We start from the raw sequence: 26,674 nt of genomic DNA, 5'->3' as shown, positions 1-26,674 counted from the left end.
AAGCAAGCTTTTATAGGTAATAATACTTTTCGTTTTACCAGGGGTTTCGCGCCGGTTAAAATTTATCGATTTAGCAGGATTAGTTAACAAACAAAGACCGTTGTTGAGTTTACCCGGAGGCAATCAATCCCGTTAACGGGAGCTACTTACGCCGTTCAAATTGTTTGGTTATTCATCAATAATACTTGTTTTTATAAAAGTTAATATTTACTATTGTGTAATAATGACACAAAGATTTGTTTTGCTTGTCTGTCATTAGGTTACCACCAATCGGCATTATAAACCTTTTAAAATTTTAATATGAGATCAAGCTACAAACACTACGTTGCTTTTGCCTTTATTTTAGCCTACGGAAGTTTTCGGGGTGCGGCGCAGGCACAAAAGCCGGCGCCACAATTAAGCGCTACCAATATTAAACAGGTGGTAGCAGCCATGACCCTCGAAGAAAAATCAAAGCTGGTGGTAGGTATGGGTTTCAAAATGCCCGGTATGCCGCCGCCTGCAAAAGATAAAAAGAACGAGCCTGTTGATATAGGCGGCTTTAAGTTGCCGCCGTCTGATCCGGACGCCTATAACATTCCTGAAAAAGTACCGGGAGCTGCAGGGCGTACACATGCTATTCCGCGTTTGGGGATCCCGTCTATCACCGTATCCGACGGGCCTGCCGGTTTAAGGATCGAACCCATCCGCAACGGTGATAAATCAAAAACATATTATGCAACCGCTTTCCCGGTGGCCACGCTGCTGGCCTCTACCTGGGATACGCAGCTGGTTAATAAGGTTGGTGTTGCCTTTGGTAACGAAGTGCGCGAGTATGGTGTGGATATACTGCTTGCCCCTGGTCTCAACATTCACCGCAATCCGCTGGGAGGGCGTAATTTTGAGTATTATTCTGAAGACCCGCTGGTGGCCGGCAGCATGACCGCGGCTATTGTTAATGGTATCGAATCAAACGGGGTTGGTACCTCTATTAAACATTACGCGGCCAATAACCAGGAAACCAGCCGTAACTTTATCAACACCATTGTGAGCGAGCGTGCTATGCGTGAGCTGTACCTGAAGGGTTTTGAAATAGCGGTAAAAAAATCGCAGCCCTGGACGGTGATGTCTTCATACAATAAACTGAATGGCACCTATACTTCTCAAAGGCGTGACCTGCTGACTACCATCCTGAAAAAAGAATGGGGCTTTAAGGGCTTTGTGATGACCGACTGGTTTGGCGGAGATAATGCCGTAGAGCAAATGAAAGCCGGTAACGATTTGATAATGCCGGGCAGCCCTTACCAGTCTGACGCGATTGTGGCTGCCGTAAAAAGCGGTAAGCTCAGCGCGCAGCAGCTTGACGCCAATGTAGAGCGCATGCTGAATGTGATTGTACAATCGCCCACTTTTAAAAAATATAAATACTCGGACGCGCCTGATCTGGCAGCCCACGCTGCCGTAGCGCGTGAAGCCGCCGCCCAGGGTATGGTATTGCTTAAAAATGAGGAGAAGGCTTTGCCATTTGGAGCCGGTAAAAGGATAGCTGTTTTTGGCAATACCTCATACGATATTATTGCAGGCGGAACAGGCAGCGGCGATGTGAACAAGGCCTATACCATTTCGCTGATGCAGGGCCTGGCCAATGCCGGTTTCAAGCTGCAGGAGAAACTTTCTGACAGCTATAAAAGCTACTTAGCGGATATGAAGGCCAAACAGCCCAAACCTAAAAACTTTTTTGATCATCCGGCCCCTATTCCCGAAATGGATGTGACCGGCATTTTGGCCGACGAGGCCAATGGCGCTGATGAAGCCCTGATCACTATCGGCCGTAATGCCGGTGAGGGCGCTGACCGTAAACTACCCGGCGATTACTATTTAAATGATGCCGAAAAAAGCCTGATTAACAGCATTGCCGATGCCTTTCATGCCAAAGGCAAAAAGGTGATTGTGGTATTAAACATTGGCGGCGTAATTGATGTTACTACCTGGCGAGATAAAGTTGACGGCATTTTACTGGCCTGGCAGCCGGGCCTTGAAGCAGGTAACGCTATTGCCGATGTATTGAGTGGAAAGGTAAACCCATCGGGCAAGCTGGCCACTACTTTCCCTGCCGATTATAAAGATGTGCCTTCGGCCAAAAGCTTCCCCGGTACACCCGAAGGAAAACCAACGCAGGTTATTTATGAGGACGGCATTTACGTTGGCTACCGCTATTACGACGCGGCTAAAATTACCCCGGCTTACGAGTTTGGCTACGGCTCATCATACACTACCTTTAAGTTTAGCGGACTGAAACTAAGCTCGAAAGTGTTTAAAAATATGATCACCGCTACGGTAACGGTTAAAAATACCGGCGATGTTGCCGGTAAGGAGGTTGTTCAGTTATACCTGGCCGCGCCTAAAAAAGATCTGGATAAGCCGGAAGATGAATTAAAAGCCTTTGGCAAAACCAGGCTGCTGGCACCGGGTGAATCGCAAACACTTACTTTTACTTTAAAGGCTCCAGACCTGGCATCGTTTTATACCGACCGCGAAGCGTGGATAGCCGATGAAGGCAGCTACAAGGTTAACATAGGCTCATCATCGCGCAAAATTGAAGAAACGGCAACATTTAGCCTGCCTAAAGATATCACGGTTGAGAAGGTGAATAAGGCCTTAGCGCCCGATCAAACAATAAACGAGCTAAAACTAAACTAAAACCAACCCCTGTTTGAAGAAATTCTACAGGGGTATTTTTTTGCAACCAAGTTATCATCATATCATGGCTAATCAACTAAAAATTATGGCCTTGCTGGCTCTGCTGCCTGCAGCCGTAGCTTCGGCTCAAACCAAATGGACGGAGAGGAAATCGGGTGATATTGTTTTTGTTGCCAATGCGGGCGGGCAAAGCCTGGGCTACAGCAGCACATCGGGCGTAAAAATATTAACGGTGGATGGCCTTGCTTTTAAAGATCTGAACAAGAACGGCAAGCTGGATAAATATGAAGACTGGCGCCTGCCCGTTGATGTACGCGCCAAAGACCTGGCCTCGAAAATGAGCGTTGAGCAAATTGCAGGCTTGATGCTGTATAGCCGTCACCAGCCTATCCCTGCCGCGGCAGGAGGCCCTTTTGCCGGAACATACGGCGGCAAAGTGTTTGCCGAAAGCAGTGCGAAGGCGTCTGATCTGTCTGACCAGCAAAAGCAGTTTTTGGCTAAGGATAATGTGCGGCATGTGCTGGTAACATCGGTACAAAGCCCCGAAATTGCCGCGCAATGGAATAACAACGCCCAGGCTTTTGTGGAAGGGCAAGGCTTAGGCATACCGAATAATAACAGCTCCGACCCACGGCACGGCACCGTAGCCACCGCCGAATACAATGCCGGGGCAGGAGGTGCCATTTCCATGTGGCCGGGCTCGCTCGGCTTTGCGGCTACTTTTGACCCGGAGGTGGTAAAAAACTTCGGTCATATCGCCGCGCAGGAGTATCGTGCCTTAGGTATCGCTACGGCGCTTTCGCCACAGGTTGATATCGCTACAGATCCACGCTGGTCGAGGGTGAGCGGTACTTTTGGGGAAGACCCTCAACTGGCCGCCGATATGGCAAGGGCCTATATCGACGGCTTTCAAACCTCGGCTGCCGAAAAGGAAATTGCCAACGGCTGGGGATATAACAGTGTTAATGCCATGGTGAAGCACTGGCCGGGCGGCGGGGCAGGCGAAGGCGGGCGCGACGCGCATTATGCCTTTGGCAAATACGCGGTGTACCCGGGCAACAACTTTAAGCAACATTTAATCCCGTTTACAGAAGGGGCCTTTAAACTGAATGGTAAAACCGGCACGGCCGCGGCGGTGATGCCTTATTATACCATATCCTATAACCAGGATGTTAAAAACCACGAGAATGTGGCCAATAACTACAACTCATATATTATTAATGATCTGCTCCGCAAAAAATACAAATACGATGGCGTGGTTTGTACCGATTGGCTGGTTACCGGCGATGAAACCGCGTTGGATTCGTTTCTGTCGGGCAAATCATGGGGTGTTGAGGGTTTAACCATCGCGCAGCGCCATTATAAGGTACTGATGGCGGGTGTCGACCAGTTTGGTGGCAATAATGAAGTTGCCCCGGTTGTTGAAGCCTACCGGATTGGCGTGAAAGAACATGGCGAAGCCTATATGCGCGCAAGGTTCGAGCAATCGGCAGTGAGGTTGCTCCGCAACATTTTCCGGACAGGTTTGTTCGAAAACCCTTACCTCGACCCCGAAACATCCAAACAGGTAGTTGGCAAACCCGAATTTATGGAGGCCGGTTACCAGGCGCAGTTAAAATCGATAGTGATGCTGAAAAACAAGGCTAACGCATTGCCTTTACAAACAGGCAAAACCGTATATGTGCCTAAAAAGTTCACCCCGGCGGGGCGCAATTTTTTGGGCATGGAAACGCCCGAAAAGCTGGAATACCCGGTTAATATCGAAACCGTAAAAAAATATTTCAAGGTAACTGATAACCCGGATGAGGCCGATTACGCTCTGGTTTTTATTGCCAGCCCGAACAGCGGCGGCGGGTATGATGGTAAAGATGCCAAAAGCGGCGGGAACGGTTATGTACCGGTAAGCCTGCAATATGGCGAATACAAGGCAACTACAGCCCGTGCAACCAGTATTGCAGGCGGCGACCCTCTGGAGAAGTTCACTAACCGTACCTATAAGGATAAATTGAGCAAAGCCATTAATATTACCGATTTGGCTATGGTTACCGATACTTATGCCAAAATGAAAGGGAAGCCGGTTATTGTATCGGTTAATATGAACAACCCGATGGTGTTTGGCGAATTTGAAAAGCAGGCCAGCGCTATTATTGTTGATTTTGGGGTGCAGGGCCAGGCTTCGCTGGATATCATGACAGGTAAGGCTGAACCATCGGCCCTGTTGCCGCTGCAGATGCCTGCAGATATGCAAACAGTAGAAGCCCAGTTTGAAGATGTGCCGCATGATTTAAAGTGTTACATGGATGAACAAGGTAACAAATATGATTTTGGTTTTGGCTTGAACTGGAAGGGTGTGATTAAGGATGGGCGTGTGGATAAGTATGTGAAGGGTGCGGTAAAGCCATAAACATTTAATCGCAAATTGTTTTTATGGCAAAGTCGCGAAGGTTTTTCCAGGCGCCATCGCGACTTTTCTGCTTTCCCGTACAATCCATCTACAGATTAAGTATGCCTGTAGCTTAAAGGTTTATCACAATGGCCTGCTTATACGGTTAACCATAATATGATAATGATTTTAGGCGAAAAGCCCTCAGCAAAACCGCTTCCGGATAAAGCGGCCCTGGATTTTATGGTGAAGAAGGCCGTCGAACAGCGCTAACTCCAAACATAAAGCACACAAGGTACCCTACCTTGTGTGCTTTATGTTTGTGTTAACCGCTTAAAAAATATAATTGACGCCGATTTCGGTAAGCGACTTGTTTACATACAAGAGGTTGGCCGCGTAAGTGCTTTTTAATTTAACATGGTAAGCCATCGAGATGTCCACTTTATTATTTAAAACAAAGCCTGCACGTAGCATCGGCGTAAACCAGGTGCTGGTAGCCGGCGGAACGGTAAGTTTTTCGGTACCGTTATAGCCTGCAACCACGGTGCTTGATGTAGTTGTTGTATAGGTAATATCGTAATATCTCGACAGGTTAATAGCAAGGCCCGCCCCACTATAAAATTTAAAACTATCGGCATTGTAAAAATTATAAACAACCTGCGGACGAAGCGAAACCGTTATTTCACTATATGCTGTACTGTAAACCTTATTGGCTGTATACGAGTCAGCATGATTATCTATCCTGGCTTTTGATAGCAGCAAGCCTAATTCGGTACGGAAAACTAATTTTCCGGTGTTTGGGTTAAACGGCGTTGAGACACCTAACATCAACTCGGGCATGATATATTGCTTAGATACATCGTACGTTCCTGCAGGCAGATCATCTGCCCTGCTTGTTGTACTTATATTTGCGCCTATTCCCGCAAAAAAGCGATAGCCTGGTGCAGCAACAGCTGTATTAAGCCTGTTGTTAACGTCCTGATTATTTAACCGGTTAATAATTTTCAATAAATCACGTTCTTTATAATCAAGGGTTACAATGCTGTTTATCAAATCCTGGGCGTTATTGCCTTTATATTTGTTTGCAAGATCAATAAGTTGCGCGTAGTAGGTGTTTTTCTTTTTCACACTCTGCAGGTCATGGTCGTAATAAGCCTGGTATTTTAACTCCCTCGGGGCAGTGATATCTCTATCGCTTACATAGTACCGTGTTTTAACATCGTCGGTATATGAAAATAGCGATACATTATTGCCTTTTTGCAATAACTTCAAAAATACAGTAGCCGTATACGAAGATGTATCGATCTCATCAGACATATTTTGAATGTCGTTTTTTGCCTTGCTGATGGATACGGTTGCGGTTTGGTAACTTTCAAAACCGGTAACTTCAAAGTAACTCAACTCTTGCGGCCCGTAAGTTGTGGCATCAGCGGTCAATTTTTCTTTAAAGCTTATTTTTTCCGGGTTTGATAACCATTCCCGGTAGTTGATAAACCCGTTAATGGTTTGGCCGTTTTTTGTGGTGATTACTCCCGGTTTATAGTTTGACTGGGATAGCGCGTAGAACGGAGACAGTAAAATTGCCGTTAGGAAAATATAAAGTAGCTTCATAAATTGTGAAGGCGTAAGTTTAAACGCCGCTAAAATACAAATACACTTTAATAATAGCCTCTTTTTTGATGTTAAACCCGGTGTACCGGTGGCTTTTTTTTTGCGGGTGCTATTTGTTGCTGTTCAGCAATAAAATATATTTATCTTATAGTGTAACCTGAACAGGAAAGCCGTAGTCACACGGTTATATAATGCAGAGCAAGCTTTCAGATATCGAACTTATTGAGCAAACCCTGGCGGGCAACCAATTCGCTTATGCCGATCTGGTAAAGCGCCACCAACGTTTTGTTTTTACGCTCGCCATGCGTTTTGCCAAAAGCCGTGAAGACGCGGAGGAAATAGCGCAGGATTGTTTTGTGAAAGCTTACCGGTCGCTGGGCTCGTTCCAGGGGCAATCCAGGTTCAGTACCTGGTTGTACAGTATTGTTTATACTACAGCCATGACATTTTTACGCAAGAAACGGCTTGATATCGATTCTATTGATGACGAAGGAACATTTGTGCAGGTTGAAGGCCACACGTCGGCATTTGATACCAATAACGTTGAAAACAAATCAAGATCGTTTTACCTTAACCAGGCTATTGAGCAGCTATTACCCGACGATGCCACTATTATAACCCTTTTTTACAAAGGAGAGCAATCGTTAGAAGAAATTGCCCAAACCATGGGCATTGAAACCAACACGGTTAAGGTTAAACTATTCAGGGCGCGCCAGCGTTTGAAAGAAAAGCTGGAGCGCAATTTAAAACATGAGGTGAAAGAACTGATATGAAAACCATCGAAGAGAAAATTTGGAATTATATTGATGGTAACTGCACGCCGGCCGAGCAGGAAGCCATTGCCCGGCTTATTGAGCAGGATGAGGCTTACGCTGCAAAATATGCAGAGCTGTTGGCCCTGAACGCTGAATTTGCCGCGATGGAACTGGATGAGCCATCAATGGGGTTTAATTATAAGGTAATGGAAGCTATCCGGGCGGAGCAGGCTTTAACTCCTTTAAAGGCTACCATTAATAAAAAACTGATATTAGGTATAGCGGCGTTTTTTGTATTGAGCATCCTGGCTTTACTGGTGCTAATGGGTTCCAATATCCAGATTTCGGAAAAGTTTCCGGTAAATGTAAACCTCAAATTGCCCGATAGCGCGAAACTGTTTAACGTTTCAGGTGAATTCAAAAAAACCTTTGTGCAAAGTTTTTTCATTTTAGATGTCATTTTGGCCCTATTTTTAACTGACAGTTACTTGCGTAGAAAAAAAGCTGCAAAACAGGCATAAAGTGTTCAGTATTCTGTATGGTTTGCAAATTGGGATGTGTCTTTTTGACACGGTTTGAGAACTTTACCGCCTATATTAAAGTATCAATAACGTTGCATTAAATAAAAAATAAGTAACCGTAGAAACTTTGGCACAGTGATTGACGTATACAGAACGAACTGGTAATCTTACCGGTTTAATTGTGATAAGGTTTAGGTTGAAAGTCGCCCGACGCAAGGTCTGGGCGGCTTTTATTTTTTTAAGGGGAATTTCTTTCGGTACTTTGCCGCTCCCTGGTCCGCTTGACACCAAGGTTTGATTTTTGTAACTTTGATCTTATGTTGAAAACGGAAACACTGGATGATTTTTATCAAAGCAAGATGAACTGGCTGCCTGGCAGCGTGCAGCAGAACATCGGTCATTTTAATGTATTCAGGATTGAGGATTGTATTGGCCCCAATGCCAGGCACGTTACTTACAGCCGCCGCACGTTTTACAAGATCAGTATGATGCGTGGTGATAACATCATTCACTATGCCGATAAAAGCATCACCCTTTCGGGTACTACATTGATGTTTTTCAGTCCGATGGTTCCCTACACCTTCGAAACCATGTCTGACGATCGTACAGGCTTTTTCTGCATATTTACCGAAGAGTTTTTTCTTGAAAAGTTCCGCACCGGGCTGAGCGAGTTCCCGATGTTTGGCCTTAATGCCAAGCCTGTTTATGCCTTAAATGATGAGCAGGATGCCTATGTAACCCAGCTTTTTGAAAAGATGCTGAATGAGATCAATACCGAATACGCTTTCAAGTATGAGCTGATCCGCAGTTATGTAACCGAGCTGGCCTACTACGCGCTTAAAACCCAGCCATCCGAAAACGTGTACCAGCATGTGGATGCCAAATCGCGCATCACGTCGGTATTTACCGAATTACTGGAGCGCCAGTTTCCCATCGAAACACCTTCGCAGCGTTTTTCCCTGCGTTCGGCCAATGATTTTGCCAAACGGCTTTCTGTACATGTTAACCACCTGAACAGGGCCATCCGCGAAACCACGGGAAAAACTACTACCGATCATATTGCCGACAGGCTGCTGAGCGAGGCCAAATCATTGTTAAGGCATACCGACTGGAATATTTCGGAAATTGGTTACTGCCTCGGGTTTGAAGAACCTACCCATTTCAATAATTTTTTTAAAAAGCAAACCAAACAAACCCCGTCATCCTTTAGGAATGTTTGAATTTTGTAACCTTTGGTTTGATTCATGTAATGCCTTCGCCTGGTTGTCGCTGTAACTTTGCTTACTCTAAAGCAAAACAAACAGTAATTTATGGACAACAAAAAAGTATGGTTTATTACCGGGGCTTCCAAAGGTTTTGGGCTCAGTTTAGTAAAACAGCTGCTTGAAGCTGGTCAGCTTGTTGCCGCCACTTCACGCAATAAACAGGAGTTAACCGCTGCGGTTAACACTACAAGCAATAATTTTTTACCCCTGCAGGTCGACCTGGTTAACGAAACCAGCGTATCATTGGCCCTGCAGCGTACTAATGAAACATTTGGCCGTATTGATGTGGTGATCAATAATGCCGGTTATGGCATTGGCGGCGCCATTGAAGAGCTAAGTGACGCGGAAACACGTATGGCTTTTGATGTTAACGTTTTTGGCACTTTAAACGTTATCCGCTATGTGATGCCTTACCTGCGTAAACAACGTTCGGGGCATATCATCAATATTTCATCTATCGCAGGTGTGGCTCCGGGCATAGGCTGGGCCGTTTACGGGGCCGCCAAACATGCCGTTATCGGCTTAACCGAAGTGTTGGCTGCTGATGTTAAGGAGTTTGGTATTTATGCCACCGTAGTAATGCCGGGCGCCTTCCGTACGCAGTTTTTAACGGCAGATTCGTTAATCATGACCGGTAACAAAATTGAAGGGTACACCGCGGTACGCGAGAGCCATGATAAGCTGTTAAAGATGAATGGCAAACAAGCCGGTGATCCGGAAAAAGCAGCTACAGCAATTATCAATACGGTTTATGAAGAAAACCCGCCGGTATATTTATTGCTGGGCGGCGACGCCTACAACCGGGCTTTGGATAAACTGCACGTATTGGATGCCGCCTATCGCCAATGGCAGGACGTAACTTGTTCAACTGATTTTTAAAACATCAACCCTGCATCTACCTATAAAACAATAAGCTGAAACAGGACAATCGCTTTAAGGCATCCTAAATGTAGCCTCACCTAAATCCTCTCGAAAGGAGAGGACTTTAATAACAAGACACTCCGTCTCCTTTGGAGAGGGCCGGGGTGAGGCTTTTACATAGGCAATGGCATTAATTTTAAAAAAGGCGATTTCCCCGTAAGCTGAAACAAAATCAGTGTAATCAAATCAATCAATTTAATTATTAAAAACAACATCGGTGTAATCAACAAATAATCGGTGTAATCCCAAAAAAACATGGAAAACAACAAAATATGGTTTGTAACCGGCGCTTCGAAAGGCCTGGGACTTGCCTTAGTCAGGAAACTATTAGCACAGGGCTATAAAGTAGCCGCTACCTCGCGCAGTTTAAGCGATTTAACCAAAGCAGTTGACAACGCTAACGACAACTTTTTGCCGCTGGCAGTTAATTTAACCAACGAAGAAAGCGTACAGGAAGCCATCGGGCTCACTATTAAAACTTTCGGTAAAATAGATGTGGTAGTGAATAACGCCGGTTACGGCCTGCTGGGCGGTATTGAAGAATTAACCGACCGTGAGGCCCGCGATAATTTTGAAGTTAACGTATTCGGCTCGTTAAATGTAATTCGTAAAGCGTTGCCGTACTTACGGGCGCAAAAATCAGGTCATATACTTAACATCTCATCGATAGGCGGTTTTACCGGAGCTTTTGCAGGCGGCGGTATTTATTGCGCCACCAAGTTTGCGGTTAACGGGTTTTCTGAAACTCTATCGGCCGAGGTTGCGCCATTTGGTATCAAAGTTACCATTGTGCAGCCGGGATACTTCCGCACCAATTTCCTTTCGGCAGGATCGCTGGCGGTACCGCAAAACCAGATAGCCGAATACGAGAACGTACGTAACGCAGTTAATTTTCACCAGAACGATATGGACAGGCAACAGGCCGGCGATCCTGAAAAGGCAGCCGAAGCCATGATCAGGATCAGCACCGAAGCTAACCCGCCGCTGAATTTATTTTTAGGCGAAGATGCTTACGGCCTGGTTGAACAAAAGCTTGCCTTCGTTAAAAACGAATTAGAAGCATGGAAAGAATTAAGCCTTTCAACAGCAATACAACAATAACAACACCATATTTAGGGGTGTGGGTTACCCGTGATGGCTTTATCCGTCACGAATTTTTACCAAACGGGCGCTATGTGGAAGCGCGTGGCGACAACCGAAATGCCTTTGCCGGTTACTACAGCGTATTAGGCAACCACGTTGAGTACCTTGACGATACCGGTTTTACCGCCGAAGGCGATTTTATAGACGGCGCTTTTTATCATGCCGGGATGGTGTTTTATAAGGAGACAACATGATTTTTTCGGCATTCTCTTAGCTCACCGCGATGTTAATCTGAAGTGACGGAGACCAACCTTCTGAATGTTGATTATTACAACAACACTGTCATCCTTAGTGATAGCGAAGGATCTTCTACAAGTTGCAAGGCGGCTATGTTTTGCGCAGAAGATTCTTCGCTATCGCTCGGAATGACAAAATAGTTAACTCATTTGTACTTCAGAAATTACTTATCAGCAAGGATGAATTTCCATTTTAAACAGTTTCTTATCACAACTTAAGCCAATACCTCTTCCAGCACATCATTTGATTTGATATTGCCGAAGCTTTCGATATGCATGGCATAATATTCCAGTAGTTTTTGCACCAGGTAACGGCGCTCATCGTTGCTTAATTTAAACAGGTGCATGTCCTGGAAATTGCGCTGCAGTAACATGGCGAAGTTTTGCGTATGCGGGGGCGAGAGGTATGAAATACTATCGGGCTTATAGCGGGTAAACTGCCCGTTCTTGATGTCAAAATAATCGGTATCTCCGGCCATATAGCTGTCGGGGTAAAAACCAAGGTAGCGGCTAAGCTTTGTTAAAAACACCAGGTGGAAGTTGGCAACCCCCTCGGTTTGATGGTCGAGCCATTCAATGCCGCTGAAAATGAAGTTGAACAGGTTTTCATCCGGCGATTGTTGTTTCACCGCTTTATACAGCACTTCGTTTAAAAAAATAGCCAGGCAGCTTTTAATTACATCATAAGGGATGGTGAGCAGCACCGGCGAGTTTTTAAGCTCGGCAATACGTTGTACGCTGCCGGTATTTTTGTGGTAAACCACCAGGTCGAGCAGGGCTAAGGGCTGCAACATATTGCGGCCTATTTTAGCTTTAGGCTTTTTGGCGCCGTTGATAATGTATGATTGCAGGCCAAATTTTTCGGTAAAAATCTGCACAATTACGCTGCTCTCGCCGTAATCGGTGGCTTTAAATACGATGCCCCTGGTTTTATGCAGCATGCCCGAAAAGGATAATAATTTTAGGTAAAAATATGATGGCACCGGTAATCACCGAAAACAAGGCTGCTATAACTACAGCCGCGGCACCTGCATCTTTGGTATGCCCCGCCTTTTCATGATAAGTTGGCGAAACCAGGTCGGTAAGGGTTTCGAGCCCGGTATTTAGCAGCTCGGTAATGAGTACGAGAGCGATACAGGCCATAACCCAAAGCCATTCGGCAGTGGAGATTTTAAAGCATAAACCAAGCGTTACGGCAGTAATACCGGCAGCGAGGTGGATGCGGAAATTAGGTTGTGTTTTGGCCGCGTACCGCAATCCCTTAAACGCGAAACCAAAACTGCTGATCAACCTTTTCATGCTCAAAAATACAAATTCATAATCTTTTTGAACCATAGCGCTTAAAAGCGATGTTGCCGTCACTGTATGCAACCGATGCATAGCGTTTTGTCACATTGTCAACATCATCACAAGCGGATGGTGCATTTTTAGTAATTTGCGGCTCTTTTTTACATAGACGATAATAATGTTCTGGAAACATATAGCATCCGCAATTATTAAAAACCGGCTCATCCTGTTAATCTGCGTTTTGGCGCTGAGTGCCTTTATGGGCTTCGAGGCATCCAAAGTAAAGATCACTTTTAACGGCGGCAAGGTGCTTCCCGTAACCGATTCGGCTTTTATCCGTTACGCGGAGTTTAAGAAAACCTTCGGGCAGGACGCGTCTTCCATGGTTATAGGCATTAAATCGTCCAATATTTTTACTAAGGACGTTTTTAACGATTGGTACAGCATCGGCGAGGATTTGAAAAAAGTGAAAGGTGTTAAAGCTGTGGTATCTGCCGCCAATATTTACAACCTGCAAAAAGATACGCTGCAACATAAGTTTGTGTTAAAACCATTAGTTACACAACCCCTGCAAACCGCTGCCGATGTAGATAGCGTTAAACGGCAACTGGCCGCTATGCCTTTTTATAAGGGCCTGATAGTAAGTAACGACGGGCAAAGCACCCTCATGATGATCACTTTTGACGATAAGATCATCAACACCCCGTACCGGGTGCCCATCATTAAAAAGATCAATCAGCTTGGCCAGGCTTTTGAAAAAAAGCATCATATCAAAGTACATTACTCGGGTTTGCCGTTAATCCGTACCGTGGTTGGCGACCTGGTGGCGCATGAGTTTTCGCTGTTTCTGGGCCTTTCGGTAATTATTACGGCGGTTATTTTGCTGCTTTTCTTCCGCTCGTTTTTTCCCGTTATCTTCCCTATCCTGATCGTGATTTTAGGTGTGATATCCAGCCTGGGGGTGCTACAGTTAATGCATTACGAAATGACTATCCTTACGGGGATCATTCCACCGCTTATTGTGGTGATCGGCATTCCTAACTGCGTATTTATCCTCAATAAATACTTCCACGAGTATGGTGTAAGCGGCAATAAAATGGCCGCGCTTGAGGTTGCGGTTGAGCGCGCCGGGATTACCACCTTTATTGCCAACATTACCACGGCTATCGGCTTCGGGGTTTTATGTTTTACCAACAGCGAGTTGTTAACCCAGTTCGGCCTGGTAGCGTCAATAGGTATTTTGCTCACTTTTGCCTTAAGTCTTGTTTTAGTGCCCGTTATTTTTAGTTTTTTGCCCGCGCCCAAGGCAAGCCAAACCGGTATTAAAGACAGCAGGCTGATGGATGCGCTGTTGGCCGGGCTTGATAAGCTGGTACACAGCAAACGTAAAGTTATTTACACCACAACGGTTGCATTGATTGTGGTAGCGTGCTTCGGTATGTTGAAAATGAATATTAATGGCTATGTAGTTGATGATTTGCCGCAAAGCAACAATACCCTGCACGATTTGAAATTTTTTGAATCGAACTTTAACGGCGTGTTGCCCTTAGAGGTAAGTATCGATACCAAACGCAAAAATGGTGTAATGAATCTCGGCACCATCCGCAAGGTAGAGAAACTGGAAAAACTGATTTCATCATACCCCGAATTTAGCCGTTCGGTTTCGCTGATCCAGGTATTAAAATTCAGCACCCAGGCCTTTTACGGGGGCGATGCTGCATACTACCGCCTGCCCGATGGCCTGGAGCAAAATTTTATATTGAACTATGCGGGCAACTCGGGTAAAGGAGCTGGGAGCATGCTTAAAAGCTACCTGGACAGCACCCGCCGCGTAACACGGGTTACCTTTGAGATGGTTGATGCCGGTTCAAAAAAAATGAACGGGGTGATAGCCGAGCTGCAACCCCGCATCGACTCGATCTTTAACCCGCAGAAGTTTCATGTTGAGCTTACGGGCTCGAGCATTATATTTATAAAAGGCACCAATTACCTGCTTAAAAACCTGTACGAAAGCCTGGCCTGGGCCATTTTGCTTGTAGCCTGTGTAATGTGGATCTTATTCCGCGGTATAAAAATGATAGCTATTTCGCTTGTGCCTAACCTGGTGCCATTAATTATCACCGCGGGCATTATGGGCTTTTTCGGCATCCCGCTTAAACCATCAACGATATTGATTTTCAGTATAGCGATGGGGATCTCGTCAGATCAAACCATTTATTTTATTACCCGCTACCGCCATGAATTGCGCCACAGCAAAAAAAGTATTTCACAAATAGTTTCGGATACCATCCGCGAAACGGGTGTGAGTATGATTTTTATCGCTACGGTGTTGTTTTTTGGTTTTGGTATTTTCGCGGTATCAAAATTTGGCGGTACTGCCGCCCTGGGGATACTTTTATCAATAACCCTGCTGGTTGCTATGATCAGCAACCTTACCCTGCTGCCTGCGTTTTTACTTTCGCTGGATGGCGGCGTTAACCGCGACAAGCTGAAAGGCCCGGATATTGACGAAGCCTGATTGGTAACCCTCTGATAGGATAACCTTGGAGGGCATCCTTGTAAATGCCATGCTGAAACGATCGCATCAGAAACCAATACATTATGTAACAACCATTCAAAAAATATATTTTTGAGTGGCTATGAAAATTATCACACAAACACCCAGGCTTTTAATCCGCGAGTTTACGCCTGATGATGAAGAACTATCTGTATTAATAGATGCCGACGAGCGCCTTACCCAATACGTTAAAAAGCGTACGCCGCAGGAGAGCAGACAGGTATTTAAAGACACACTTAAAGATTATAAGAACAATACCGGCCTTGGCCGCTGGGGAATTTTCAATGCGGCCGATAACGATTTTATAGGTGTTTGCATGCTGAAACCCAGCGATTACGATCACAATCATATAGAACTGGGCTATCGCCTGCATTTTAAATATTGGGGCCTGGGAATAGCCACCGAACTGGCCGGAGCGCTGATCAGCTACGGCTTAAATAAAATGGGATTGAACGAGGTTTGCGCGGTTACCCACCCCAACAACGCGGCATCGCAAAAAGTACTGACCAAAGCCGGATTCACGCGCGACGGGACCGTGTTTTGGTATGGTGAACAGGTGCCGTTTTTTAGGGTGAGAAAATAATCCGGGTATTAATGCCATTGATATTGAGCCTTGCAATTGCCGGCGAGGTGTAGAAAAAGAAAAGTTATACGCCATGTAATAACTATGCATAGCGTATAACTTTTACTGGCTTATTCTCTTTCTTCAAAGGAGGGGCTTACGCCTCCAGCTTCACCAGTTTGTCCCCCTCCAATACAGGTATGGCCCTGGTTAAATCAACCTGTAAACAAAACTCGATATCTTTTTCGATACCCAATTTCTTTAACCTTTCGCTGTGCGAGGTTTTTTTAAGATACTGGATTATATCGCTTTTCCCTGCCTGGAACAGATCATTAGCGGCAATGGCGGCATCGTCAAGAACAAAACCATGGTCTTTAAGCTGTTCAACCACAGCGCCTGCAAAAAGGGTATCCTCCAGGTTGAAATTGTTTTTCCAGCCGGCACATACCAGCAGGACGTTTTCGTTGCAGGTTTTTAACCAGTTGCTTAAAGCCGTGAGATTGAGGAACGAGCCGATAACTATTTTTTTTGCTGCGCGCGATAAATGCAGCGCATGAGTACCGTTGGTGGTTGTTAATACGATGGTTTTACCGTTAACCTTTTCGCTGGTGTAGGAAAAGGGCGAGTTACCAAAATCGAAACCCTCTACTACCGATCCGTCGCGTTCGGCGGCGAGAAGGTAATCCAGCCCTTTCTCTCTATACGCGGCACACTCTTCAACCTGTGATACCGGGATAATAGCCTCAGCACCGTTTTCAATACCATAACATATAGATGATGTTGCCCTGAAAATATCAATAACCACCACAATGTAATCGGCCACATTAAACAGTGGTAACAGCGCAGGGCTAAGGCAAACGTGCGCCCCCCGGCCCCCTGAAGGGGGAGTTTGGGTAGTTGTATTTTCGGACATTGTGTTAGTTTAAATTATTAATTGTACAGATAGTTCCCCCCTTTGGGTCATATAACCGTCAAGTTAATAAATTCAAGCTTTTAAGTTTCCCCTCTTGAGAGGGGGGCGCGGTGGGTAAATGTGGGGGCAGGGGTGTGTTATACAAGCGATAACCTTTCGCAGAGTAACACACCCCTCCACCCCTCTCAAGAGGGGAATCGCACAATTCCATCGCTTTTTGCTTAAGTTGACGGCTATGCCTTTCGGCGGTTAGGAAGCCTTATAAAAAGGCGGCTTTACAATCCTGGCTTTGATTTTATTATCCCTGATGCTGATGTAAATTTCGGTGCCCTCTTTAGCAAATGCGTTATCCACATAGCCCATACCAATAGCCTTTTGCAACGAAGGCGATTGGGTGCCCGAGGTTACCTTGCCAATGTTGTTGCCATCTGCATCAACAATAGCATAATCATGACGTGGGATACCACGGTCTATCATTTCAAAACCCACCAGCTTGCGGCTCAAGCCTGCTTGCTTTTGTGCCTGTAGTGCTTCGGCATTAGTAAACTCTTTGTTGAATTTGGTTACCCAGCCTAAACCTGCTTCAAGCGGTGATGTAGTATCATCAATATCATTACCATACAGGCAGAAACCCATTTCCAGGCGTAAGGTATCGCGTGCGCCCAAACCAATTGGCTTGATACCGAATGGTTCGCCGGCTTTGAATATCGCGTCCCAGATATGGTTGGCGTGTTCATTTTCGAAATAGATCTCAAAACCACCCGCGCCCGTGTAACCTGTAGCCGAAATCAGCACATTATCTACACCCGCGAAAGTCCCTTTTTTAAAGGTATAGTATTCCATCGATACCAGGTCGACCTCAGTTAAGCTTTGCAGGGCTTCTGCTGCTTTAGGCCCTTGGATAGCCAGCAACGACGTGCGATCAGAAATGTTTTTCATTTCTACACCATTAGTATTGTATTTGCTGATCCATTCCCAGTCTTTCTCGATGTTTGATGCGTTAACCACCAGCATGTAGGTTTTCTCATCAATACGGTAAACCAGCAGGTCGTCAACAATACCGCCGTCTTCATTGGGCAGGCATGAGTATTGCACCTTGCCGTCGTATAGTTTTGATGCGTCGTTGCTGGTAACGCGTTGAATCAGGTCGAGCGCGTTCTCGCCCTTTAAAATAAACTCGCCCATGTGGCTTACATCAAAAACGCCAACGGCCTTGCGTACAGTTTCATGTTCGGCGTTAATGCCAACGTATTGTACGGGCATATTATACCCGGCAAACGGAACCATTTTGGCACCCGCTTTTATGTGGGTATCGGTTAATGCGGTATTCTTCATCGTCAACTTAAAATATGGGCGCAAAGGTAGTTATTACCGTTGATTTTTTTGCGTTGAGGATGGTTTTGATCAGGGAAATCGCGTTTAAAGTGCATCCTAAGTGTAGCCTCACCTAAATCCTCTCCAAAGGAGAGAACTTTAAGCAACAAAGCGCCCCCTTTCCTTTGGATAGGGCTGGGGTGAGGCTTTTTTGTGTAGGCAAGGGCAACTCTTTTTTTAAAGTGATTTCTATGGTTTTGATTTTGTTAACAGGGACGTGCAGCAAGAAGCATCGAAACCTTGCAGCGTAAATTGTATACTAAACAACAAAGCCGGTTCAACATATTGTAACCGGCTTTGTTAATGCTGTGTCAGGGTATTTAAACCTTTTTCATTGTTTCCATCAATACCGGAATTTTCGGCACTTTGTCATAAGCCTGCACCAGCTTACCATATTTATTATAAATAGCTATGTAAGGCGTTGTTTGCACATGATAAAACTTTTGCACAAGGTAAGTATAGCCCTCTGTACCAATGGTAATATTATGGTATTTAGCCAGTTCAAAATCGCGCTGAAAAACCTGCAATGCTTTTAACATAGGGGTATAGGTAATCATCACTATCTGTACATCTTTCAGTTTAGGCAGTTCCGGCTTTAAATCGTACATCAGGTGCTGGCAGTGGCCGCAATCGGGCATGAAATAGATAACCATTACAGGTTTATTCTTTTTCAGGTTGGCCGGGGTGAAATAAACGCTATCTGTGGTAAGAATATGATAGGGGGGAATACCAGAATTTACAGGCAGGGTTTGAGCACATGTACTGCCGCAGATCGTTATTATCAATCCGAATAACAACACTAATGAGAGATTTTTTTTCATAAAAAAGTAAGTATGATACATGTTAATTCATGTATCGTACTTACGCAAATATATCAAGAATAAAGTTCAAGATAAATTTTTTTTAATTGGCATAAGGACCTCTCAATACAGGTTCACCCGGCGTTTTACAAGCAACACTAATCATCTGTCCGCAAATGTTTAAAGCTTCTCCCCTTGAAGATGCATAAAGCCCCCATTCATCACCAGAACTTGTTTTACAAACATATAACTGCGGCCCGTCGCCAATAGGGTCACCCGGTGGTTGGTAAACCAATCCCCCCTTTAAATTTTTCATTTCTTCTCGTGATAAAGTCGCCTTAGTCACGTCAAATTTCAACGCGTTTTTTTTCATGATAAAAATAAGTTTAAGTAATAAGCCGTTTAAACAGCATGTGCTTAAAAATATATTTTTATTATTATAGAAACAAATAATATTATTTTTTAGTTTTCAAGCAATTCAATTTGCCAGGCAATATGCTCTTCGGTTACAGGAAATAACGCGTTTTCGCGCACGGTATGATACACGGCATCAAATATTCCGTTATAATTACCTTTTGGCGCCTTAATCCACTCTATAGTTTTTTGTCCGTCCAACCCCATCAGCACTAACTTTCCGTCGCTTCCTTCAGGTTCAATGCCGAAGCCCTCATCTGTTGGCATCATATCCGCATCAAGCTGGGCCTCCTGCACATCGGTGCGCATTTTCACAAAGCTGCCCAAGGTGCCATGAACCACAAAGCCATAAGTATGCTCGGCAATGAGCAGGCCCGATGTAAGGTATACATTGAGTTGGTTAGGGTATTTAAGGTGGATATGAAAGTAATCATCCACCTGCGAGCCGGGACGGTAAGCGGCCGTTGTTTTATGATAGCTCAATGGCCTGCCGAAAATGCTGATAGCGTTGTCAATCAAATGCGCGCCCAGATCGTAGGTTAAACCGTTACCCGGAACGCCCGCTGTTTCTTTAAACTTTTTAGCGCCTATAGCCATACGGTACCTGTCTAAACGGAAATGAACTTCCATTAACTCACCCAGCCTGCCGCTTTCAATAACTTCTTTTACCGACAGAAAACCGCTGTCATACCGGCGGTTTTGGTAAACCATTACTTTAAGGTCGAGTTTTTTGCCCAGGTCATATAGTGCTTTTACCTCGCTCACGGTAACTGCCGCCGGTTTTTCTATAAACACATGCTTGCCCGCATTAAGGGCTTGCACGGCATACTCAAAGTGGGTGTTGTTAGGGGTATTTACAATGATCAGTTCTATCTCATCATCGTTCAGTAATTCATCAACGGTATCATAGCTGATCACGCCGGGATATTTTTTACCCGCCTTTTTTTCGTGGCGCTCAACTACGGCCTTGAAGGTAAAACCAGGGTTGGTGGTTAAAAAAGGAGCATGAAAAATTCTGCCCGACATTCCGTAAGCCATCAGGCCGGTTACTATTGGTTTCGACATCGCGTTTTTATAGGTTAAAATATTATCAATCATCTTCCGCAGGCTATATCATCCATTCCAATTGGCTAACCCTTTGGATCTGTTTCCGCTGCTGCGGTTTTAAATTATCCCGGTTACCTTCAAATTGTTTAATCTGCCTCAGGCTAAACAACAAGCCGGTTTTAAAAACTACAGGGCTTTACAGCAGCTGTTAATACTCATTTTTTTAAACAGTTGTTTTACAGGGAGGCCGTCCGGGCACACCCAGGCTGCCGGATCGGGCAACGGTAAAGTTAACAATTGTTTCGGGGTTAAATTACCGAAAAGTAAGGTTTAAAGCACCTCTTAACGGGTTTAAGGAGCAGGCAGATAATTGAATTAACCGGTTAACTATTTTAACTTTTGTTTTTTAACAGGTTAAAAAATGTTAAAATCCGGTGCGAATGAGTTAAATTCAGCGTGCTGTACACTGGTTGAATCTTCGACATTTACGCTTAAGTCCGCGTTAACCGATTAATAAACATGCTTATGAAGAATTTCTTAGAGTTTAAAAAGGGTAACTCTTGTGTTTGCAATTTCGTTTGATTGAAATATCTGATGCTAAACAGGCTTAATTGTTTCAAATTTTAGTACAAATAGTAGCATGGCAATTGATTTACTATATTTTGAAAAATCAGGTTTGTACGCCATTCCGGGCGCAAATGATTGTGAATCTGGCCTGAGTAAAAAAAATGTGTCAGGTTCATACCTGCTCAGAATCAGGATGGTAATTTTCTTAGTGCTGTTTTATCTTTATCCCGCTTTAGGGCAGGGCCAGGTAATGATGAAATCGTTATCTATTGAAAACGGGCTTTCCAATAATTTTGTACGTTGTATTTTTCAGGACAAAAAGGGTTTCATGTGGTTCGGCACATTTGATGGATTGAACCGTTATGATGGCTACGAATTCAAGATCTTCCGAAATAAATTTAATGATTCAACATCGCTGCGGCACAACTATATCTATGCGATCTCTGAAGACAAGCAGCAAAATATCTGGGTTGGCACCGGGCAGGGCCTGACGATTTTAGATCCGGTAACAGAGAAATTTCATTCGGTCTATTATCTCGCTTACTGGAATCATAAATTAACAAAACTCAATTACAGCATTACTTTTATCAAATCTGATAAGTGGGGTAACCTGTTCATTGGCACCAATAATGCCGGTTTGTATATGAAAAGAGCCGATGACAGCATTTGTGTGCAGTTGCATTTTAAAAATGAGAACAGAAGTTTTTATAGTGCTACCTGCCAGGGAATTTCAATTAACCGGGACGGCACCTGGATATTTGTTGCGAATTACGGCCTTTGCAGATTCAACTATAAAACCGGGGAGATAGAACTGGTTGATCGCTCCGTGCTTTCTGCCAACTGCATTTACGCGGCCAATAACGGCGACGTGTTTTTAGGATCATATAATGGCTTATACCGGTACACGCAAAAAAACAGGTCGGGCAGTAAGCTATTTCCATCAGCTAAGATCGAGGTTGGGGGATCTAACGTAATCAGTTTGCTGCCGGTTGATAACCAAAAACTTTACTTTGGGGTTGAACACGCCGGGTTGTATGTTTTCAATCTTAACTCGGGTAAACTTGATGCCATTCCTCAGGGGGAGACCCCAGGGAAACTCGACAGCAAAATAATCATGGATCTTTACCAGGATCATGAATCGCGCATCTGGATCGCCACGCTTCGGGCCGGTATCAATATCATCGATTCACAAAAGGGTATTTTTCAAACATTCAGGCATGACCGGGGCGACCCGCATAGCCTGGCAAGCAACTTTGTGACGTCTTTTTGTGAATCAGATACCAATCATGTTTGGATCGGGACGGAAGACAGGGGCGTCTCTGTTTGGGATGTTTCTAAAAATCAGTTCAATAACCTGACCTATTTACAGAAGGACCATTCATCATTGACCAGTGGGGAGATTACGGCCATAAGAAAAGATTTTAAAAACAAAATATGGGTGGCGACAACCGGCGGGGGGCTTAACCGCTTTGACCCGGTTACGAATTTGTTTGAGCATTTTATTTGTAAAAATGAAATGACAGGCGAAGCACAGAACGAGGTATGGTTTGTATTTGAAGACAGCAAAAGAAATTTATGGGCCGGAACCTTTAATAACGGAAGGTTGTATAAACTTAACAGAGCGAAGAACCGATTTGAGGTGTTTGATCAGAATATCAGCGATCCGTTTTGTTTTTATGAAGACCGGCGGGGGCAGCTATGGTGCGGAACTGCCGAACGCCTTATAAAAATTGACACAGCGGCAAAACGGCATCAATATTATGCTTTTGACAAACCTGTGCGTGCAATTTATGAAGATCATGCCGGAAGATTTTGGGTAGGTACTGAAGGCGGCGGTATATGCCTTTTTGATAGGAAAAAAGAAAAGATTACCGAGAGGTTCACAGACTCGGACGGCTTGTCTAACAACGCGGTATTAAATATCCTGGAAGACGGGGCGGGTAAATTATGGTTAAGTACCTTTCAGGGATTGACGAATTTTGATCCTGACAAAAAAAAACTCACCGGGTATTTCGCCAGCGATGGTTTGCAGAGTAACCAGTTTTCATTGCATGCGGCACTGAAGCTAAAATCAGGAAAGCTGTTATTCGGCGGCATAAAAGGGTTTAATGTTGTTGATCCTGCTGTAATTACCACGCGTACCACGATGCCCGATGTGGTATTCACCGATATTAATATCAACAACAGGGACATAACCGACCTTGATAAAATCATAAGCAGCCACCATACAAACCAACTTCAGGGTATCAGGGTACCCTATAACGACGCCGTTCTTTCATTTTCTTTTGCCGGTTTGGAGTTTTCTTCGCCTGATCATATTTCGTATGCTTATTATCTGGAGGGCTGGGACAAAAAATGGATTCAATCCGGAAAACAACGAACCATTAACTATAACAACCTTCCGGAAGGAAATTATACACTTCATGTTAAATCAACCAATGCCTTAGGGAAATGGAATGATAAACAAACCACTTTACAAATTGTGGTCCTACCGCCGTGGTTTCGCTCTGTTTGGGCTTATATACTGTATACCATTTGCTGTTGCGGCCTGATTTACCCTTTTATAAGGTATAGATCGGAGCAGCAAAGACTTAAGTTTCAAATTCAGTTAGAAAGGATGAACAGCGAGAAGGAACATGAAATTAATTTAAGGAAAACCTCTTTTTTTACCCATGTTTCTCATGAGTTCCGAACGCCGCTCATGCTGATCATCAACCCGCTGCAGGAAATGCTGCCAAAAACTGATAATGACGGAAACCTGGGTATAGTTTACCGCAACGCGCGCCGTTTATTAAGTTTGGTAGATCAACTGTTGTTATTTAATAAAACCGAAAACGATAATGATAAATTTGAGATAAGCCGCATTAATTTTTCTGGCTTGTGCAAATTGGCGTTTGAATGTTTTACTCAGCAGGCCCGTGTTAAAAACATCGATTATAAGTTTGTTGCCGGCGGAGACGAAATAATTTTATACGGCGACATGGCTAAATTGGAGGTGATCCTTTACAATTTATTATCCAACGCTTTTAAATTTTGCAAAACCGGCGGAGCCGTTATTTTAAAGGTAGAAGAGTTGGACGACACTATAAATGTATCAGTATCAGATAACGGACAAGGGATTGCGCCCGAAGTCGGGAATCAGCTTTTTGAAAAATTCTACAGGTCGAAGGATAAAGAAGCGCAGCACAAGGCCGGTTTTGGTATTGGCTTGTACCTGGTAAAACAGTTTGTAGACATGCACGAGGGCGAGGTAACTTACAGCAGCCGCATGGGCGAGGGCACTACCTTTTATTTAAAGTTTAAGAAAGGGAAAGAACACTTCGAGGGACAAGGAACCGCAGTATCTTCTGATCAGGAGGCTATTTTTTTAGATGAACTTTCCGGCGAACAAATGGCCGCTTTTGATGGTTTTGCAAACGCCGGTATAAATGCTTCCCGGCCTGGTGAAACCATGCCTCCCGCATCCGGATTGCCCCATCTGGCAGATGATCCGGTATCATCCAAAAAGATCATGCTGATTATAGATGACCACACCGACATGAGGACCTACCTCAAACAAATATTTAGCGGGGAGTTTATGGTGATTGAGGCTAACAGCGGGGAGATGGGCATACAGGCAGCAAAGGAGTATATACCCGATATTATTCTTAGCGATGTGATGATGGACAATAAAAACGGCATAGAGTTTTGCAACGAAGTGCGCGCGAATCCTTCTTTAACCCATATCCCGCTGATCCTGATCACCGCCAGCGTTTCTCCAGAGATCCGGCTAAGCGGCGTACAAGGCGGCGCTGACGATTATTTTACCAAACCGGTTAATAAGGAATTATTAGCTGCCCGTATCACTACCTTGTTGAAAAACCGGAACAACCTGCAAAATTATTTTTTCAGAAAAATTACCATGCAGGAGCATAATATTAAGATTTCGGAAGATGAAAAAAACTTTATTGATCAGTGTATCAGGATAATTGAGCAAAGAATTGATGATGATGATTTTAATGTTGATGTGCTGGCTACCGAGCTTCATATGAGCCGCTCAAATTTGTTTAAAAAGATTAAGGCAGTGTCAAATCAAACACCTAACAACTTTATCAAATACATACGCCTGAAGCAAGCTGCAGAATATTTTATCAATTCCGGTGGCAATGTAAATGAAATAGCTTTATTGGTAGGTTTTAAAGATGTTAGATATTTCCGGGAACAATTTTTCCAGCTTTTTGGGCTCAGGCCATCAGATTACATCAAAAAATACCGCAAAAATTTTTCAAAAACCCTTTCCCTGAATGTCAGCCTGAAAAAAAATCCATACCATGGTGGCTAAGTTTATTATTCCTGCTTTATTCCTCGTTCACCGCCAAATCAAAAGGATGCCCTGTTCATGAGCATCCTTTTGATTTATTTTGGTTTATTGAAGATTGGTTAAGCGCCTACATGCCATCCGTACGCATAGCATATACCAGTTTCACCTGCCGGAATGCGGCTGTTTCTGACCATTCATCGTCGTAATTTAAGCCATATGGCCAAAAATGGCCTCCACCTGTATGGATCGCACTTGTAGGGGTCTCGAATGCATGGATAGTTGCAACCGTGTTTGAGCCAAGGAAGTCGCCGGTAGATGTATTGGAATACCAGCCGCCGCTTTGGCCAACGCCATAGGTATGCGCTATTTCGTGCATGGCCGTCCGTACGGTTTGATAACTTGCATCAGCCCCGAACCGGATATTGCTGGATCCGCTGCTTCCATCGGCCGTGGGCACGTCCGGGTTATACTCAACAGTTAATGTGCGTGCGGGCCAGTTTGCCCCGGCGTTAAAACGCGCGCAGGCATCGTTCATTGCAGCTTTGATTCTGGCCTGCGCATCGGCCGGAACGTTGGTTGTAGTTAGCTGCCAGGTTAATTGGCCATTGTAAGTGGGTTTTAATAGCGCCCATTGCTGGTTATCACCATTATTGCTGGTCCATTGTTGTACTTTGCCCAGGTCATCTAACGAACCACCGTTCACGTCAAGCACTTTACCGCTGTATCTGTTCACTATTTTATAATAGCCATTTTGTAATGAAACAAATTGCCATTGTTGCTTTGTTGCGCCCGTGTAGGTAGCGATGGTAGTAATAGCGCCATCTGATTTACCCGCATCATCAACCTGCAGCCCCTTGCCGCTTGAATTGTCAATCGCCGAATAGTACCCTCCGGTCCGAAGCTTCAACGTCCATTTTTGATTACTTCCGCCGGTAGCCCCGTATTGCCATACGGTGGTTCCATCGGTTGTTTTGTAGCCGTCTACATCCAATACTTTTCCGCTAAGCTTGTTAACAATAACAAAGGTACCGTTAGCTACCGTTTGTAGCGGTTCTGCCGAGGATAACGCGGCCAGCTTTATTTTACCGGTTAAAGATTTCGCATCGCTGTCATTTTGCGATAGCGAGGCAGGTGTAGTTTCCTTTTTGCAATTTGACGAGAATAAAATTACCGATAGCAAAAGCAAATGCATAACCCGGCCTTTCATAAAATTTCTTTCCATAATAAGTTTGTTTGGTTTATAGGGCGTATGCATGTACACCCTTTTTGGTTATTTATTTAACAGGGGCATGCATAACTCTCGTGCAAAAAGTCCCCCTGCCGATATTTGAATTTATGC

The 26,674-nt window shown here is 44.5% G+C and carries 20 protein-coding genes; 11 read left to right on the top strand and 9 right to left on the bottom strand.

What is annotated here, in order from left to right; genetic code table 11:
- The first annotated feature begins 300 nt into the window (after positions 1-300).
- Entirely contained in the window at positions 301-2,679 is a 2,379-nt protein-coding gene (locus LX99_RS17380; RefSeq protein WP_109609021.1) for a glycoside hydrolase family 3 C-terminal domain-containing protein, read from the top strand.
- A 64-nt stretch (positions 2,680-2,743) separates the two neighbouring features.
- On the top strand, positions 2,744-5,083 hold the full coding sequence (locus LX99_RS17375; protein ID WP_211319045.1) for a glycoside hydrolase family 3 protein: 2,340 nt from the start codon (positions 2,744-2,746) through the stop codon (positions 5,081-5,083).
- 312 nt (positions 5,084-5,395) lie between these two features.
- Here the strand turns inward: LX99_RS17375 and LX99_RS17370 are convergent, their stop codons facing one another.
- Positions 5,396-6,673 carry a hypothetical protein gene (locus LX99_RS17370; RefSeq protein WP_109609020.1) on the bottom strand — a complete coding sequence of 426 codons (1,278 nt, stop codon included), beginning with the start codon at positions 6,671-6,673 and terminating at the stop codon, positions 5,396-5,398.
- A gap of 191 nt (positions 6,674-6,864) precedes the next feature.
- Between LX99_RS17370 and LX99_RS17365 the strand changes: the two genes are divergently transcribed.
- The 6 genes from LX99_RS17365 (at position 6,865) to LX99_RS17340 (ending at position 11,472) form a co-directional block, all read left to right on the top strand.
- Positions 6,865-7,446, top strand: a complete 582-nt coding sequence (locus LX99_RS17365) for an RNA polymerase sigma factor (protein WP_109609019.1) — start codon at positions 6,865-6,867, stop codon at positions 7,444-7,446.
- The gene (locus tag LX99_RS17360; RefSeq protein ID WP_109609018.1) at positions 7,443-7,949 is read left to right on the top strand and encodes an anti-sigma factor family protein; all 507 of its coding nucleotides are present in this window, start codon (positions 7,443-7,445) and stop codon (positions 7,947-7,949) included. Before LX99_RS17365 ends, LX99_RS17360 begins: the two co-directional genes overlap by 4 nt.
- A gap of 317 nt (positions 7,950-8,266) precedes the next feature.
- The gene (locus LX99_RS17355; protein WP_109609017.1) at positions 8,267-9,169 is read left to right on the top strand and encodes a helix-turn-helix domain-containing protein; all 903 of its coding nucleotides are present in this window, start codon (positions 8,267-8,269) and stop codon (positions 9,167-9,169) included.
- A gap of 90 nt (positions 9,170-9,259) precedes the next feature.
- Positions 9,260-10,093 carry an SDR family NAD(P)-dependent oxidoreductase gene (locus LX99_RS17350; protein ID WP_109609016.1) on the top strand — a complete coding sequence of 278 codons (834 nt, stop codon included), beginning with the start codon at positions 9,260-9,262 and terminating at the stop codon, positions 10,091-10,093.
- 297 nt (positions 10,094-10,390) lie between these two features.
- The gene (locus LX99_RS17345) at positions 10,391-11,236 is read left to right on the top strand and encodes an oxidoreductase (RefSeq protein WP_109609015.1); all 846 of its coding nucleotides are present in this window, start codon (positions 10,391-10,393) and stop codon (positions 11,234-11,236) included.
- Positions 11,197-11,472, top strand: coding sequence for an Atu4866 domain-containing protein (locus LX99_RS17340; protein WP_022832159.1), 276 nt, complete (start codon positions 11,197-11,199; stop codon positions 11,470-11,472). The genes LX99_RS17345 and LX99_RS17340 overlap by 40 nt, the downstream gene beginning before the upstream one ends.
- 257 nt (positions 11,473-11,729) lie before the next feature.
- Here the strand turns inward: LX99_RS17340 and recO are convergent, their stop codons facing one another.
- Positions 11,730-12,455, bottom strand: coding sequence for a DNA repair protein RecO (recO, locus tag LX99_RS17335; protein WP_109609014.1), 726 nt, complete (start codon positions 12,453-12,455; stop codon positions 11,730-11,732).
- On the bottom strand, positions 12,445-12,849 hold the full coding sequence (locus tag LX99_RS17330) for a diacylglycerol kinase (RefSeq protein WP_022832161.1): 405 nt from the start codon (positions 12,847-12,849) through the stop codon (positions 12,445-12,447). Before LX99_RS17330 ends, recO begins: the two co-directional genes overlap by 11 nt.
- Before the next feature lie 130 nt (positions 12,850-12,979).
- On the opposite strand from LX99_RS17330, the gene LX99_RS17325 reads away from it, so the two are divergent.
- The gene (locus tag LX99_RS17325; protein ID WP_109609013.1) at positions 12,980-15,319 is read left to right on the top strand and encodes an efflux RND transporter permease subunit; all 2,340 of its coding nucleotides are present in this window, start codon (positions 12,980-12,982) and stop codon (positions 15,317-15,319) included.
- Between the two features lie 121 nt (positions 15,320-15,440).
- On the top strand, positions 15,441-15,941 hold the full coding sequence (locus LX99_RS17320; RefSeq protein WP_109609012.1) for a GNAT family N-acetyltransferase: 501 nt from the start codon (positions 15,441-15,443) through the stop codon (positions 15,939-15,941).
- Positions 15,942-16,077: 136 nt separating this feature from the next.
- On the opposite strand, the gene LX99_RS17315 is transcribed toward LX99_RS17320, so the two are convergent.
- From LX99_RS17315 to LX99_RS17295, 5 genes are all read right to left on the bottom strand, one after another.
- Positions 16,078-16,833, bottom strand: a complete 756-nt coding sequence (locus tag LX99_RS17315) for a 2-phosphosulfolactate phosphatase (RefSeq protein WP_109609011.1) — start codon at positions 16,831-16,833, stop codon at positions 16,078-16,080.
- A gap of 249 nt (positions 16,834-17,082) precedes the next feature.
- The gene (gcvT, locus tag LX99_RS17310) at positions 17,083-18,168 is read right to left on the bottom strand and encodes a glycine cleavage system aminomethyltransferase GcvT (protein ID WP_109609010.1); all 1,086 of its coding nucleotides are present in this window, start codon (positions 18,166-18,168) and stop codon (positions 17,083-17,085) included.
- Between the two features lie 359 nt (positions 18,169-18,527).
- A complete protein-coding gene (locus tag LX99_RS17305) occupies positions 18,528-19,028 on the bottom strand; it encodes a peroxiredoxin family protein (RefSeq protein WP_146203152.1) in 501 nt (166 codons plus the stop codon).
- A gap of 82 nt (positions 19,029-19,110) precedes the next feature.
- Positions 19,111-19,380 (bottom strand): hypothetical protein, encoded by a 270-nt coding sequence (locus LX99_RS17300; RefSeq protein ID WP_109609008.1) that lies wholly within the window; start codon positions 19,378-19,380, stop codon positions 19,111-19,113.
- A gap of 89 nt (positions 19,381-19,469) precedes the next feature.
- Entirely contained in the window at positions 19,470-20,486 is a 1,017-nt protein-coding gene (locus LX99_RS17295) for a Gfo/Idh/MocA family oxidoreductase (protein ID WP_109609057.1), read from the bottom strand.
- 622 nt (positions 20,487-21,108) lie between these two features.
- Here LX99_RS17295 and LX99_RS17285 point away from each other — a divergent pair.
- The gene (locus LX99_RS17285) at positions 21,109-25,356 is read left to right on the top strand and encodes a hybrid sensor histidine kinase/response regulator transcription factor (RefSeq protein WP_109609006.1); all 4,248 of its coding nucleotides are present in this window, start codon (positions 21,109-21,111) and stop codon (positions 25,354-25,356) included.
- Positions 25,357-25,462: 106 nt separating this feature from the next.
- Here LX99_RS17285 and LX99_RS17280 read toward each other — a convergent pair whose 3' ends face one another.
- Positions 25,463-26,557, bottom strand: a complete 1,095-nt coding sequence (locus LX99_RS17280) for an RICIN domain-containing protein (RefSeq protein ID WP_170122732.1) — start codon at positions 26,555-26,557, stop codon at positions 25,463-25,465.
- Positions 26,558-26,674: the final 117 nt, after the last annotated feature.

Origin of the sequence: Mucilaginibacter oryzae (assembly GCF_003148845.1) — a bacterium.
GTDB classification, from domain to species: Bacteria; Bacteroidota; Bacteroidia; order Sphingobacteriales; family Sphingobacteriaceae; genus Mucilaginibacter; species Mucilaginibacter oryzae.
This window is presented reverse-complemented; position numbering and strand designations above follow the sequence as displayed.